The organism is Rhizobium sp. Root149 (assembly GCF_001427345.1).
Lineage (GTDB): Bacteria > Pseudomonadota > Alphaproteobacteria > Rhizobiales > Rhizobiaceae > Neorhizobium > Neorhizobium rhizoryzae.
Map to the genome: position 1 here is coordinate 65826 of NZ_LMGD01000020.1, position 12860 is coordinate 78685.

Here is a 12860-nt window from a genome sequence, read left to right on the forward strand (position 1 = left end):
GGGCCTCATGCATGAAAAAAGCCGCCCTGAGGCGGCTCAGTTGGTCATGTGGTAAAGGAGGGGCTCAGGCGGCTCTCTGCTCGGCAGCTACGATCTTGTCATAAGCTTCACAGCCGCGTACCGATCCGAATTGCACTGTCCACCACGCATCCACCGCCGCCCTCCGATTGTCGGAGGTCTCTTTCTCGGTAATTCCAGCGTTTCGGATTGCGGCGGCGAATCCGTGTTCAGCGCTTAAGTCAGCCATGACCTGATCGAATGTCTGGAAACCGCAGCCCGTTACGTTAAGCTGCTCGTAGAACGACTTTATGAAGTGAAAATCGAGCAATTCGGTTGCCGACGCTGTGTCGTATATGCGAGTTCTACGATTGTTCTCTAAGCTGACGAACACGGGCTTCAACTCTTGTTGTCTGCGATTGATATGCCCGAAAATCACCGCCGATGATTTTGTGTTCTTCAGTATTTCTGCAAGCGTCTTCATTGTAGTTCCCCAGTTAGAGCGGATGTGCTCTTAACAATAAGGGTTGCTTCATCGGCGGAATGAAGCAACCCCTTTGTATATTTTTCTGTATATTTATTTTCTATCGTCAGAAGCGAGGCTTGTACGCCGGAACTTCATGCCTTGGCGTCTCGATGATTTTCTCGAGAAGCCTCGGTCTATAGTCCGGGCGGCGGACTTCGCGGATAACGTTGTTCCTCAGTTCCTCGTAAACGTTCGACCAGATGATGCCGATGTCAGTCCAGGCCTGAAACATCGTCTTGCCCGTCCGTCGGGCCGCACCATCCTTTTCCCAGTTCGCTTCAAGGCGCGCCATGACGATCCAACGCAGGGCCTCGGGGTCTTCCTGGCAGACCGACATCGGAATGCCACGCTGCGCACACACCCGTGCTACTTCCTTGGCGACGACGTCGCAGTTGAGTTCGGCCGGCCAAAGCTCGGTGTGGACGAGATCAGCGAGATGTTTGACGCGGAGGTCAGAAGCGGGCTGCATGAGGACTGCAAGGAGCTTCTGCGCCGCCGAGGTGGACTTCGGCTGTATGTAGCCGTGGAAATCCGGCAGGCCTTTGATCAGTGACGGGATGCGTCTTGAGACGGTCGGCTCTGTAGTCCTAGCCAAGGGACCATTGGCGCATCCGATATCGAGATCGAAGTTTGTCCGGATGCCTCCGGTTGTCGCTTGGACGCGCCACCGGTTCACGGACTCGCCGTACTCCATGGGCATTTCCCGCGGCTCCCGTGACAGGTCTTTTATGTTGATGCCTTGAAGCGCCAGGCGCGGAGCGATGGTCTTGAACGCGGTCTGGATTTCCCTGTTCGAGACGTGCCGGATAGCGACGATATCGGCGTCTTCGGTTTCGCGGAGCTTGGCATCAAACGCCAGGCCACCGACGACCACGTACGGCGGCAGGTGTGGCTTGAGTGCCTGCAGGACGCTCTTGGCGGCGTGTGCGGTGGCGGTCTTGGTCGTGTCGAGGCCGTATGCGCGGCTAGCCTGCTTGAGCTTGTCGCCGAGCGCAGCGTCGGAAATCGTGAAATGTGCCATGTGATGTCTCCCCAGACGTTTCTGAGGACGACCATGTCCGCCGGCCATGCAAGCGACAAAACTACGGCCCCGATCTCGCTGACTGGATGCGTTCCAACTCCCTGCCGAACGACGCTGACGTCAATCTCGCCGTCTGGGCGCGTTCCATCGTCTCCGAGAACTTGAGCCGCTTGCGGTATCTCGCCTGGTCACTGAACGCGAGGATGAGCTTGGGCTTGTTGTTGCCCCTCGGCTCGACACTGCGGACACCCTTGCGGCGGATTGGAGCCGCCACAGAGCGCCCCGGACGCTCCCAGTAACCACGGACGCCGTCGATCGTCGCGAAGAACGTGCCGGGTTCATTCCCGGACTTCGTGACCCACTTCAGGGGCTTCAATTTCATTCCCGCGCGCGCACGGGCTTTATCGGTGGTCGCCTCGTTACGTAACGCGCGCACGGCAGCGCGACGTCCGGCGAGCGTCAGTCTCTTCGTCTTCTCGGTCTTCGCGGCCTTGGCGACCTTTTTCAGGGTACCGCGCTTGATGCCGCCGTATTGGTCGGTGTTCTCCGGTGCAGCGCCGACGGCGACGTCATACCTGGTCGCGCCGACGTCTCCCTTTCGACGGATGCCGCCGTCGATCTGATATTGGAGGACGGCAGCCTGTTGCGGTTTGGCCTTGAGAACGGCGACCATTCGAGCGCCGTCGGCGGGTTTTGCCTTGTCGACCTGCCACGCCTTGTCCACGGTCCACTCGCGCGGCCGGTCGAAGACACGTCTGGACTCGGCGATGATGCCGCGACGTCCTTCGAAGGCTGCCGACGTCAACGTCGCGGCGGCCGCCTTGAGGAGGTCTGCCTCGACGGCGGCAAACTGTCTGCGGAGAGATGCCAGGTCAGCGCTCATGTGTCAGCTCCTCGCGTCGAGACGGTTGCGGAGAACGTCGATCTGGGACTGTAGATCGTCGCGTTCGTAGGCTGCGGCCTGAAGGGCGTCGCGGACCCACGTCAGGAGGCTGCCGGAACCGATGTACTCGTCGTGGAGCGACTGTGTCCCAAACACCTTCGAAGCCAAGCTCTGGGACGAAGTCTCGAACGACCACGCGGTGCCTCCGAGAAGCATCTGCAGAAGACTGCGATTGGCCGTGCGCACCCCTTGCTCGTCCCCCTCGAGGACGCGCTGGATGAATGGCTTCGTCTCTAGGTCGAAATCGACGATGCCGTAAGCACCGTAGGTTCGTGTGATGATCGATGCGTCGTAGTTCAGCAGCCAAAAATCGGAATCCGGGCGTGTGTATGTGATCGGGTCTTCGCTGTTCGCAACGGAGCCCTTCATCGTCAGCTCGTAGAGGCGGTTGAGGCCCGCGATGACGGCTGTGAGGTCGCCACCGTCACCGGGTGCCACGTTCTTGAGCTTCTCTTCTACGAGATGAAGGCGTGTGGCGACCGACTGGGAATCGTACAGTTTGGTCGTCGTCGTCATCAGCGTCTCCTCAATCCGGTCACGCGCCTGTCACGCTTCCCGACCTCGGTGGGCGAGGGGGTCACGGTCTTGTCTGAGGTCTTTACGGACTTGGCACCCTCGGCGGGCTTGGTCTTGTCGGTCATCGTCGGCGTCTCTGTTTACTGCCGACCAGAATACCGCAGGGACAAGCGTGACGGTGTACGCCGGCGAAAACGGGACAGAACCGTCACTACGTGCTTTCACCCGGAATCGATTCAAAAAAACGAAGTAATGGGGAGAAGACAGCGAAAATCACTATCGGAAAACGATGCGCAGCGCGTCACCTAGACGACGTAGAACCAGAGCCGTTGACGAGCGGAATGAGAGACTCGACATCGGTACGTCTCACCCGACGACGGACCATGCGTTCCGCTTCGACGACAGAAGAACCTCGAGACACCAGGTATCTCACCGCCATCTTTTCCAGAGCTGTCACCCGCGTCCGGTCGCGCTCGGACTGCTTGACCTCGGCCGTATGCGCGTACAGGGCGACCGCGACGGCGAGGGCGGTGTCTACCGCATCCGTCTCCGGCCGCTTCACTGCCCGAAGCCGCTTGCGCCATTCCCTAGTACGCAGAGTGCTGTCTGCACCGTTGTTCTTCCTCGGCATATCCGTCTCCCATCGTCACTACGTGTCGTCACTACGGGACGATAGGCGGCAGCGATGCATGAGACAAAACGGCGGCCGAGAGACCCAGCCGCCGAAATCAGTTCAATGTGAGAATGGGACACGGACGTCCCATGTTTAAATCAGAGCAAATCGCAGGCGCTGCATGCGCTCTTCCCGTGTCATGTCCGGATATCGCAGGTACTTGGGCTTGAGGCTCCTGCTGACGCATTCTCCACGGATAGACATGGGAGCGCCGATCTGGTGCCGGAACACCTGGGCGAGCATTGCCTCGATCTCGTCGGCGACAGGCCCACCCCTCTGTAAAAGCATCATCGCGACGTCGGCGAGCGCCTGGCGTGTCGTGTCTGCGTCACGGATGACAGAGGCGGTTTCTTCGGCCTTCGCTTTACGCTGCCGACGGCGTTCGGCTTGTTCGGCCGATTTCCGTGCGCGACGCTCGTCGTCGGTCTCTCCGGTGCGGTCTTGCCTCTTTGGCCGACCAGGACGTTTCCTCGTCGCCGCCGGTTCTCCGATGAGTTCTTCGAGCATCGTGATCTCTAGTGCCTTGGCTGCCATGTTCATCTCCCCGTCGGCGTCCAATATGGAGATCATGCTTGTCGGCGGAACTTCGCACAATTCAAAAGTTACATGTAACTGAAATAATTATGGCTACATGTAACTTACGATTTTAAGGCGATATCTGTGGAGGGAGCGCAAGAAATGGAAAAGGGGCGACGCCGGAAGTCACCCCTTTTCAGAGCAGGACGGCCGGGATGGCGTCTTGCTTTACCCTTCGAGTCTGACCGTCGGCGGCGCATAAAGCAAGTATCTCAACCGGTTAATATCAGAGCGTCAAATCTGACCGCACAGCACCGTTTCTGGTTTCAGATGTGTCTGCATACCTTCGCGAGCGTTATCGGTGCTGTACGTCGATCCCTGCCTCGATTTTGATGCCTTGCGGTTAGCGGCGACAGTCTTTCCCAGTTCCCATGCAGCTAGACGTTCATCACGAGCGCGACGAAGGAACTCCGGAGCCGGACGACGAACGACTGGACGATACGGTTCATGGTCAGAGGCCGAGGCAACGTTAGAGACAAGACGAACACCAGGTAGAATCCAAGAAGGCTGCGACGAAGAAGAAGAAGAATCGAGATTCTCCTTAGACGTCGAACCCAGAAGAGAGGTCCCACCAACGACCACACCAACAAGAACTATCCCGTTTGTAGTCTATATTCGCGTAAGCCTCTGTTCTCGTTGCCGTATTCGCCACGGTCGACTTGACGATCTTCTCACGGTTTTCGACCTTCCCCATCACGCGCTCGAATGCGTCTTTCATGACCTGAATGAGGGCTTCCTTATGGCTCTCCGGAACGATGAAGCTATCGTGAACCGGGAGTACTGGAATGCCGCGCTTGACCGTCATTTCCGTCAGCACGATCTCCGCCATTCTTGCGTCCAGTCCCTGTAGCCTGATGCCGACGTTCGAGTGGAAGTAGCTCTCGACTCCGCGGTGACGTCTCTTGATCGCTTCGATGACGGCCTCGGCCGTGCGGAAGTCGCCGTCCAGTTCCTTGGCGACCGCGCCCGACGCTGACTTGTAGCACGAGGCATTGATAAGGATGTTAAAGGCAGCCTTACACAGACCTCGGTCGTATCCCGGGATGTCGTATGCGTCGCCGACCAGTTCGACGCCCGCCTCTAGGTATATGATCCGCGGGTGTATTTGGGAGTAATCGATTTCCTCGGTCCGCTCGCCGTTCAGGAGAAAGTATTGGCGGTCATCGGACTTCACACCTTGCCACCACCCGCCATAGAACCGGCCGCCCAACGTCCATCCTCCATTGTAGACACGGTACAGCGTCTTGAGCGCCGGATACATCACGTGATTGCCTTTACGTAGCCACGGGCCGTCTTCAACGATGCCCTCGGCGGCAAGGACGATCTCGGTGGCCTCGAGGACTTTGTTGACCTTACGGACTAGGTTCCTGACGTCGTGTACGCGCCCGGACTCTTTGTACGGCACGACATTGCCGTCCTTATCCTTCATCACGATCTCGGGACGGTTCGGGGACAGCACGATCGGCTGCAGGAGCATCGACAGGGACGGATGGGGTGTGAATGACGATTGCCTGCCGCGAGGTCCGGGCGGACGTCTCTTGTGGTTAACGATGTAGCCGAGGCTGTCGAGCGTATCGATCGCTGCCGTGACGTTCGCCAGATTGACGCCCTTGGGCAGATACTGACGTCGGTTTTTATAGAAGGCGTCAGTCCGGGAGTATGAGATGCTCCTGCCCGGATACATCTTTGCCGACATGACGATATTGGCCGCGACCAGGCGCAGAACGGCGCTGCCGATCTTTGACTGCATCGCTGGTAGCTTGAGTACGTCGGCGAGGGCGTTATCGACCATCTCACACCGAAAGCCGAGCGGCATGTCGCGCGTCGGGTCCTCGAGCCAGTGGTCATCGTAGCCGTGCATCGATGACGTCTTATGAGACGTATCGGTGTCTTGTATTTTATCGAAATCAAGCATTGATCTATCCCGGTCATAATCGAGACAGAACTTCCGGCACCATCTCGTACCATTACGGTGCTTGTCGGCGGCGATTGAATCAATGAATACTTGAGAAATACTTTGTTTACTTCCGATCGCAGAAAATTAACTACACCCGCGGCGTCGACGTTGACTGCAGGAGTCGTGCCCGGCATGGTCGCCACGAGTTCAACAGGACCACGGACATGAACGCACTGCGAATAGCCATAGCGCACTGACAGCCCCTCGGGGCCGCACGCTATCGTTATGTTCGCAGGAGACCCTCATGTCGTTCTTCCGACGCAAGTTCTACACCGCCGACTCTCATTTTTCCCACGCTCTCATGCTCACTCACCCGGGCCGTCCCTTCGCTTCCACCGAAGCCATGGACGAGGCGCTCATCGACGCTTGGAACGCGGTCGTCGGCGACAACGATATCGTTTACCACCTCGGCGACTTCTCGATGAACCTCGGCGACGAGGATCGCGTCCGTGGCATCTTCAACCGGTTGCGCGGTTCCAAAGTCCTGATCTTGGGAAACCACGACTTCAAGAAGCCGAACCAGGTCCACCCGACCCTCGCGCGCCTCGACTGGATGACGGGTCCGACGACGTCGCTCGAGACGACGGACGACGGACACCGTGTCTTCCTTTCTCATTACGCGCACCGCACGTGGCCTGGGGCTCATAAAGGCAGCTTCCACTTCTTCGGGCATTCCCATGGGAACCTGCCGGCACAGGGACGGTCTCGTGACGTCGGTGTCGATTGCCCTGACGTCGCCTACGCGCCGCGCACATTCAAACAGCTGACAGAAGGGATGATCTGATGACGACCGGTGAAGACATCAACGCACTATATGGGACAATGATTTCGCCGAATGCGCACGTCGCCGTTCCGGATGCATGGCTACCGGCCGTGCACACGGCGATGCAAGAGCTGTGCGATCTGCCAGCGGAAATCCGCTCCTACGTCATCGTCCTCGGGATTACGACGGACGCCGAGGGCGATCTGAGGATCGAGGTCGGGGCGGCGATGGGGTTCATCTCGGACCCTGGGATCAAGCGAGTGTGGGCGATCTGCGACAAGGCGCTGGCGGCGACGGCGGCGCTCGGAGTCAGGAATTAAATGGAGAGCCTGATGTTCAACGTTTTACGACACAAATTTCCGGACAAGTTCGATGCGAACTCGCCGATCGAGATTGGCGCTGGCTGGCTCGGCGTGGCGCAAGACCTAGTCATGCAACTCGCCGAGTTGCATCCGGACATCCGCATCGGGGCGATGTTCCGCGATCAACACGGCATGCTCCACGTCGACGCCGGAGTCGTGCCGACTGCAACGCCAGGTGACGTCCCGGTGGATGACCTCGATATCCTTTATTACATCGTCGACAACGTCCTCGATCCGGTCGCCGACAAGCGCCTGCTCGACAACATGTTGCACTTCATCGGGCAAGCACGGCTTCTGTCGGCATGGACTTGTTATGAAGACGGCAAGCCTGGGTGGCTCGTCGACGCTCCCGACGGCCGGCGGCCGTTGTGCGCGGAGTGTCAGCGGCGGCGGGGGCTCCTGCGACGTCACGAGGCCTGAGAGGCACCGGTCGGCGGAGGCATATGAAGACCTCAGGGCGTCATTCGCGGCGCTCTGGACGGCGAAATTCAAGACGTCGTGATGTACGCGGCATGGTTGAAGTCTCGAATTACGAATTCCGATAGTTAGACTTTTATTCAATTGCGACCAGAGAATTAAAGACTCCGATAATGCGTTGATTAATTTACAAATGTCGCAGGATTTTGCGTTCTGGCGACATTTGTAGATTTGGGATTGCTTATTTATTGAGGGTTGTAATTTTCTTGTTGACGAGATGGCGGTGGGCGTGATTTTTGCGCTGACAGAAACAGCGTGAGGTCGAGAAGATGACGAAAAAACTTCCGGAGCCGGAACTCGATCATGCGGAGTTGAGCCGTCGTGCTTTGGCCGACATGGAAGAGGCTCTCGTCGAATTCCAACTCGGCATGGACGACGTGATTGGCGGTCTCAATACGGCCAAAGATGCTTTCCAGATGGAAGCGGACGGGAAGGTCGCTAGGCCCTTCGGCGAAGACACTCCGCTGAGACTGTCGGACGCGGTCTATCTGCCCATCCTCGGTGGCGAGGTCCGTCGTAACGGAGAGAGGTTGCCGTCGCCGACGTTTACCAAACGCTCTCTGGAGGGTGCGATCAAAGCCGGTCATCTGGACGGTCGTCTGCTCCGTGGAAAATGGACAGTCACGATCCTGGCGCTCAAGGCATGGCTCGATGGCGGCGCTCAGACAGAAGCGAAGCCCGCAGCGGTTAAGCCTGCGAGATCGGTTGCAGCTGTTTCGAACAGGGAGCGAGAGCGTCGCGCGGCTTCGAACGCGATCGCCCGCGAGATGCTGGCGTCGATCGGAAACACAAGGAAGAGGTAGCGGACATGGGTAGACCCACAGAAGGTGCGCGTTGGTGGCACGATAAGAAAACGGATAGATTCTTCATCCGTGATCTCGTTGACGGAAAGAGCGTCAAATTTAGCCTTGGCTTCGGAGAAGCAGATGAGCCGGACTTCGTAAATCGCCGTGAGGCGGAGCTGGCGAAATACGTCGCGCAGAAGCATGCCGGGGAAAAGCTGCGTATCAAGCATCAAGACGCATCGGACGTCTACGTTTCGGAGGTGATCGCGAGATACATCGACGTCCGCATCAATAAATGGGAGTTCTATGATTACGAAAACCCGCCGAGACGCGAGAAGGAATTTAAAGCGCGTCTGAATGTCCTTCTGGACTTTTTCGGCGATATGACCGTGATGGACCTTGATCACGATGCGGTGGCCGACTTTGTCGATTTCCTCGACGAGCGGACCTATCAGCGCGAGTTGGCAAGGAAGCAAAGCTCTTACGAGAAGCGGAAGAAGCGGCGTGACTGGTGTGCCGAGAACGATACCGGACCTGAGCCGGTCGCGAAGAAGTTCAATCCCAAGGCGGCTATTCGCTACCTCGATGATCTGAATGCGGCGATCGAGGCGGCAGTCACAACTAATCTTCTGAAATACGGGAGAGTGGTTCCGACGCCGAAGGACTATAAGCCGCGTACCGCTGTACTCACTCGGAAGCAGGTCGCCGACCTTATCAGGGCTGCGCGCCGCAAACGTGGCCTTGTGTTTGTAAATAAGCAACCTGTAAGGAACGCTCGGATTTGGGAGCATCTTGCCAGGTTTATCCTCATCGCCGTCTACACCGGTTCTCGAAAGTCCAAGGTCTGGAGAATCTCATATAGGAATGAGAAGGACCGTCCGTGGGTGGAGTTCCGAGGCAACAACCCAATCCACAACACGACTCTTCATCGACTTGGTGAAGACGAAGTCGAGCACAAGATGAAGCTAGCGCCCTCCATTCCGGCACCGGCTAGGTTGGCGGCGCACCTCCATCGCTGGAAGAGAATGGGGTTGTCTTATCCGTGCCAGGGATTGCAAGGGACCGCAGGTGATCCAAGGACGGCCTTGGAGAACCTTTTCGACGAGGTGCTGGGAGAGGGGCATAACGTCGTGACGCATACACTCAGGCACACGGCGGCCACTTGGCTAGTCTCGCGCGCGGAGCTTCCGATGGCGGCTATCGCCGCCTATCTCGGTATGTCGGTCGAGACGTTGGTCCGCAGGTACGCAAAGGTCCGTAAGGTCGATCTCGTGCGTGTAGGAAAGTCGTTCACTCATTCAAGGGCGGGGTCGGATCAAGAAATCGACGTAGATAGCCCAGCCTTCACCGGAGGCCGTTTCGTGTCGCCTGTGATCGCGGATAGCCTGACAGATACTGACAGAAACGAAACGTTGGCGAATGTTTTGGAAAGTGCGTGAAAAGGAAATAAAGCAATAAAATCAGTAAATGGCGCTGGGGAGGCGACAGTTTGGAAGCCTCCCCTCCACGTTCGGGACGTGGGGGTCGAGTGTTCGAATCACTCCACTCCGACCAGTCGAAAAGCTCGCAGTCGTGGGCTTTTTTCGTCTTTGTCTCCCGGTTTCCTTTTTTCTTTGCCCATGGTCCCCTATTGATCGGAGACGTCAGGCACCCGAGCAATCCGAGTCGGAGCGAAAACGGCGTCGATAGGCCGCCGGAGACGTATGAAACTGTCGCTGGAAGTGATGGCGGAAGGTATCGATCGTCCCGAAGCCGACAACCAGCGCTATGTGTTCCAAGGGCATGACGGTTTCTTCAAGCAGCTCACGAGCACGCGCCAGCCTCTGCTGTATAAGCCATTCCGCTGGTGCGGTGCCGGTTGCCGCCTCGAAGCGGCGAATGAATGTGCGGCGGCTCATCAGGGCCTTTGCGGCCATGTCATTGACTGAAATCCTTTTCTGCAGATTTCGTCCCATCCATGCGCAGAGGTCGGCAAGGCCATCTACTTGCGTCTGAGCCGACGCAGGGATGTATTGACTCTGATCACCATCTCGATGCGCCGGAATGACCATGCGCTGCGCCACGGCCCGGGCGATCCTGCCGCCTTGATCCTTTCGAATGATATGGAGGCAAAGATCAAGGCCAGCGGCTCGCCCGGCTGAACTCATCACGTCCCCGTCATCGACATAAAGAACTTTCGAATCCACCTGTATGCGCGGAAATCGTTCGGCAAGAAGCCGCGCCTGCGACCAGTGGACTGCTGCCCGCCGTCCATCCATGATTCCAGCCTCCGCCAGAAGAAAGACGCCAGAGCAGATGGAAACGATCCTTGCTCCTCTGGTGCTGACACTCTGGATGGCATGAATGGCCGCACGAGGCAGCGGAGTATCCACGTCGAGCCAGCCAGGCACAATAACGGTATGGGCATTGAGAAGCGCTGAAGGACCCGCCTCGACATCAAGGCTCACCGGTCCAGCCGAGATCCTGCCCCCTTCTCGTGCGGCGCAGACAAGAACCTCGTAGCAAGGCTGAAAAGCGTTGCTCAGAGAAAATATTTCGAGCGCCGCTCCAAGCTCAAAGATGTTGACGCCGTCATAGGCGAGGATCGCAACACGCGGCAGAGATTTGGAATCCATCGCTCACTATCCTTGCAGGGCAATTTGGCACGATTTTCGGCAATACTGTCACATCCGACCGTTGTGAACATCTTACCACAAATGTGAAGTTTGCACCCCGACGGGCAAGCGTGACCGATGGCCGATAACGGCATCAGTTACGCCCGATCTCAAAGGGTAATTATATGATTTTATTATCTTCTCATATTCAATCACTAGGCGCACCCAGTGCTGCAGATCTGAATTGGTCAGGTCATCTGATGCAGCAGATTTCCTCTCGCTTCGAGCTCAAGGATGGACCGGAGTTCCCTTGTGTATTCGCGCAAAACGCGCATCAACGAGGCAACATCCTTTGCCTTCCCATCCCCTTTCAGAGCGATCTCGGAACCTACCGGTTCGAAGTGCTTTTTGAGGGATTGAAAGCCTATCTCAAGGCGGAGTCCCAGTGGGACGGTTCAGTCAACACCGCTCGCCCGTTATTAGTTCTGTTCCAGCCGATGGAGCACCTTTCGACCACGAAAGACTACGAACGGATCTTCGTCGAAGCGCTCCAGTATCTTATCGATAACGATCAAGTTCCGTGGGTGAACGGAACGCCGACGAAGCCTGAACAGGAATATTGGTCGATGTGCTTCGACGGCCAGCAGCTCTTCATCAATGTGAGCCATCCCCAAAACGTCAATCGGCTAAGCCGCAACCTCTGTGACGCCATGGTGCTGGTCATCAACCCGCGAGAACGCTTTGACGTGGTCGCCGGTGCTCACAAGCGCGGCTACGCAGTGCGCGAAAAGATCAGGAAAAACATCGATCTGTATGATCGGATCTCGCATAGCCCGCTTCTCGGTCACTATCAGGCCGGCGATCTCGAATGGCCGCAATACATGCTTCCAGACAACAATGAGGCGCCTCCCATGAGATGCCCGTTGAAATTTCGTTGAATGATGGGGTGAAAGGGGGGCAGTAATGGCAGGTTTGGCATTTCGTATTCCAGAGCCGGAATACATGACGGAAGAGGAGGAATTTTGCTACGCGCTGGCGGACTACAGTGTTCCGCATGAGGCGCTGGCGAGAGAGATCGTCTTTACGGTCGACAGACGGTCGGTGCGGGCGCTCGATATCGGCTGTGGTCCGGGAGACGTACTGCTTCGATTGCGCAATCATGCGCCGAACTGGACGCTCTTCGGTGCTGATATCTCGGCGCGGATGTTGACGATTGCCCGCGACGCGGCACAAACGAGACTTGCATCGCATCACCAGGGCATCAACTGGATTTTGACCAACGGCCGCAGTCTTGGTTTTGAAGACGGCTTCTTCGACGTCATTCTGAGCAATAGCGTGTTGCACCATGTCGCCGATGCGGATCAATTCTGGCGTGAGATCGGTCGTCTTGCGGTCGACGGCTGTCATATCTTCGTCCGAGACCTGCGGCGGCCTGCTAACGAGGAAGAGGCGCGCCGACTTGTAGAACTGCACGTGGGACAGGAATCGAGGGTGGTTCAGGATCACTATCTCAGCTCCCTGAAAAGTTCCTACACCTGCCAGGAAGTCCGGGCGCAACTGGATGCTGCAGGTCTGGAAGGCCTGCAGGTCGAGGCTCTGGAGGACCGTTACCTGACGGTAAGCGGCCGGCTGCGTCGTACTGTTACAGCAGAGATATGAAACAGCAGCGC

At 57.4% G+C, this 12860-nt stretch carries 15 protein-coding genes; 7 read left to right on the forward strand and 8 right to left on the reverse strand.

The features are described from left to right. Positions 1-64: 64 nt before the first annotated feature. The 7 genes from ASD54_RS12390 to ASD54_RS12420 form a co-directional block, all read right to left on the reverse strand. Positions 65-481, reverse strand: a complete 417-nt coding sequence (locus tag ASD54_RS12390) for a hypothetical protein (RefSeq protein WP_062554925.1) — start codon at positions 479-481, stop codon at positions 65-67. 106 nt (positions 482-587) lie between these two features. After that, positions 588-1544 carry a nucleotidyl transferase AbiEii/AbiGii toxin family protein gene (locus ASD54_RS12395; protein WP_062554926.1) on the reverse strand — a complete coding sequence of 319 codons (957 nt, stop codon included), beginning with the start codon at positions 1542-1544 and terminating at the stop codon, positions 588-590. A 61-nt stretch (positions 1545-1605) separates the two neighbouring features. Continuing rightward, positions 1606-2427 (reverse strand): hypothetical protein, encoded by an 822-nt coding sequence (locus ASD54_RS12400; protein ID WP_062554927.1) that lies wholly within the window; start codon positions 2425-2427, stop codon positions 1606-1608. Positions 2428-2430: 3 nt separating this feature from the next. Then, positions 2431-3003, reverse strand: coding sequence for a hypothetical protein (locus tag ASD54_RS12405; RefSeq protein ID WP_062554928.1), 573 nt, complete (start codon positions 3001-3003; stop codon positions 2431-2433). 301 nt (positions 3004-3304) lie between these two features. Further along, positions 3305-3634, reverse strand: a complete 330-nt coding sequence (locus ASD54_RS12410; RefSeq protein WP_062554929.1) for a hypothetical protein — start codon at positions 3632-3634, stop codon at positions 3305-3307. 135 nt (positions 3635-3769) lie between these two features. Beyond that, complete coding sequence (locus ASD54_RS12415; protein ID WP_156379211.1) at positions 3770-4210, reverse strand: hypothetical protein; 441 nt, start codon at positions 4208-4210, stop codon at positions 3770-3772. A 583-nt stretch (positions 4211-4793) separates the two neighbouring features. Next, positions 4794-6167 (reverse strand): hypothetical protein, encoded by a 1374-nt coding sequence (locus ASD54_RS12420; RefSeq protein WP_062554931.1) that lies wholly within the window; start codon positions 6165-6167, stop codon positions 4794-4796. Positions 6168-6453: 286 nt separating this feature from the next. Between ASD54_RS12420 and ASD54_RS12425 the strand changes: the two genes are divergently transcribed. The 5 genes from ASD54_RS12425 to ASD54_RS12445 all read left to right on the forward strand — a co-directional run bounded on the left by ASD54_RS12425 (position 6454) and on the right by ASD54_RS12445 (position 10035). Further along, positions 6454-6993, forward strand: coding sequence for a hypothetical protein (locus ASD54_RS12425; protein WP_062554932.1), 540 nt, complete (start codon positions 6454-6456; stop codon positions 6991-6993). After that, positions 6993-7292, forward strand: a complete 300-nt coding sequence (locus tag ASD54_RS12430) for a hypothetical protein (RefSeq protein WP_062554933.1) — start codon at positions 6993-6995, stop codon at positions 7290-7292. The genes ASD54_RS12425 and ASD54_RS12430 overlap by 1 nt, the downstream gene beginning before the upstream one ends. 12 nt (positions 7293-7304) lie before the next feature. Further along, positions 7305-7754: a hypothetical protein gene (locus ASD54_RS12435; RefSeq protein ID WP_156379212.1), complete on the forward strand. Its 450-nt coding sequence runs from the start codon at positions 7305-7307 to the stop codon at positions 7752-7754. 326 nt (positions 7755-8080) lie between these two features. Next, on the forward strand, positions 8081-8614 hold the full coding sequence (locus ASD54_RS12440; protein ID WP_062554935.1) for a hypothetical protein: 534 nt from the start codon (positions 8081-8083) through the stop codon (positions 8612-8614). A gap of 5 nt (positions 8615-8619) precedes the next feature. Continuing rightward, on the forward strand, positions 8620-10035 hold the full coding sequence (locus ASD54_RS12445) for a tyrosine-type recombinase/integrase (protein WP_062554936.1): 1416 nt from the start codon (positions 8620-8622) through the stop codon (positions 10033-10035). Between the two features lie 204 nt (positions 10036-10239). Here the strand turns inward: ASD54_RS12445 and ASD54_RS12450 are convergent, their stop codons facing one another. Continuing rightward, a complete protein-coding gene (locus ASD54_RS12450; RefSeq protein ID WP_062554937.1) occupies positions 10240-11211 on the reverse strand; it encodes a helix-turn-helix domain-containing protein in 972 nt (323 codons plus the stop codon). A 239-nt stretch (positions 11212-11450) separates the two neighbouring features. On the opposite strand from ASD54_RS12450, the gene ASD54_RS12455 reads away from it, so the two are divergent. Both ASD54_RS12455 and ASD54_RS12460 read left to right on the forward strand, forming a co-directional pair. After that, a complete protein-coding gene (locus ASD54_RS12455) occupies positions 11451-12128 on the forward strand; it encodes a YqcI/YcgG family protein (protein ID WP_062554938.1) in 678 nt (225 codons plus the stop codon). Between the two features lie 25 nt (positions 12129-12153). Next, positions 12154-12849: a class I SAM-dependent methyltransferase gene (locus ASD54_RS12460; RefSeq protein WP_062554939.1), complete on the forward strand. Its 696-nt coding sequence runs from the start codon at positions 12154-12156 to the stop codon at positions 12847-12849. Positions 12850-12860: the final 11 nt, after the last annotated feature.

Coding starts and splice junctions, on each gene's coding strand:
- ASD54_RS12450 (WP_062554937.1), bottom strand. CDS start 11,211: ATGGATTCCAAATCTCTGCCGCGTGTTGCGATCCTCGCCTATGACGGC.
- ASD54_RS12395 (WP_062554926.1), bottom strand. CDS start 1,544: ATGGCACATTTCACGATTTCCGACGCTGCGCTCGGCGACAAGCTCAAG.
- ASD54_RS12400 (WP_062554927.1), bottom strand. CDS start 2,427: ATGAGCGCTGACCTGGCATCTCTCCGCAGACAGTTTGCCGCCGTCGAG.
- ASD54_RS12410 (WP_062554929.1), bottom strand. CDS start 3,634: ATGCCGAGGAAGAACAACGGTGCAGACAGCACTCTGCGTACTAGGGAA.
- ASD54_RS12405 (WP_062554928.1), bottom strand. CDS start 3,003: ATGACGACGACGACCAAACTGTACGATTCCCAGTCGGTCGCCACACGC.
- ASD54_RS12460 (WP_062554939.1), top strand. CDS start 12,154: ATGGCAGGTTTGGCATTTCGTATTCCAGAGCCGGAATACATGACGGAA.
- ASD54_RS12415 (WP_156379211.1), bottom strand. CDS start 4,210: ATGGCAGCCAAGGCACTAGAGATCACGATGCTCGAAGAACTCATCGGA.
- ASD54_RS12440 (WP_062554935.1), top strand. CDS start 8,081: ATGACGAAAAAACTTCCGGAGCCGGAACTCGATCATGCGGAGTTGAGC.
- ASD54_RS12430 (WP_062554933.1), top strand. CDS start 6,993: ATGACGACCGGTGAAGACATCAACGCACTATATGGGACAATGATTTCG.
- ASD54_RS12425 (WP_062554932.1), top strand. CDS start 6,454: ATGTCGTTCTTCCGACGCAAGTTCTACACCGCCGACTCTCATTTTTCC.
- ASD54_RS12435 (WP_156379212.1), top strand. CDS start 7,305: ATGTTCAACGTTTTACGACACAAATTTCCGGACAAGTTCGATGCGAAC.
- ASD54_RS12445 (WP_062554936.1), top strand. CDS start 8,620: ATGGGTAGACCCACAGAAGGTGCGCGTTGGTGGCACGATAAGAAAACG.
- ASD54_RS12420 (WP_062554931.1), bottom strand. CDS start 6,167: ATGCTTGATTTCGATAAAATACAAGACACCGATACGTCTCATAAGACG.
- ASD54_RS12455 (WP_062554938.1), top strand. CDS start 11,451: ATGCAGCAGATTTCCTCTCGCTTCGAGCTCAAGGATGGACCGGAGTTC.
- ASD54_RS12390 (WP_062554925.1), bottom strand. CDS start 481: ATGAAGACGCTTGCAGAAATACTGAAGAACACAAAATCATCGGCGGTG.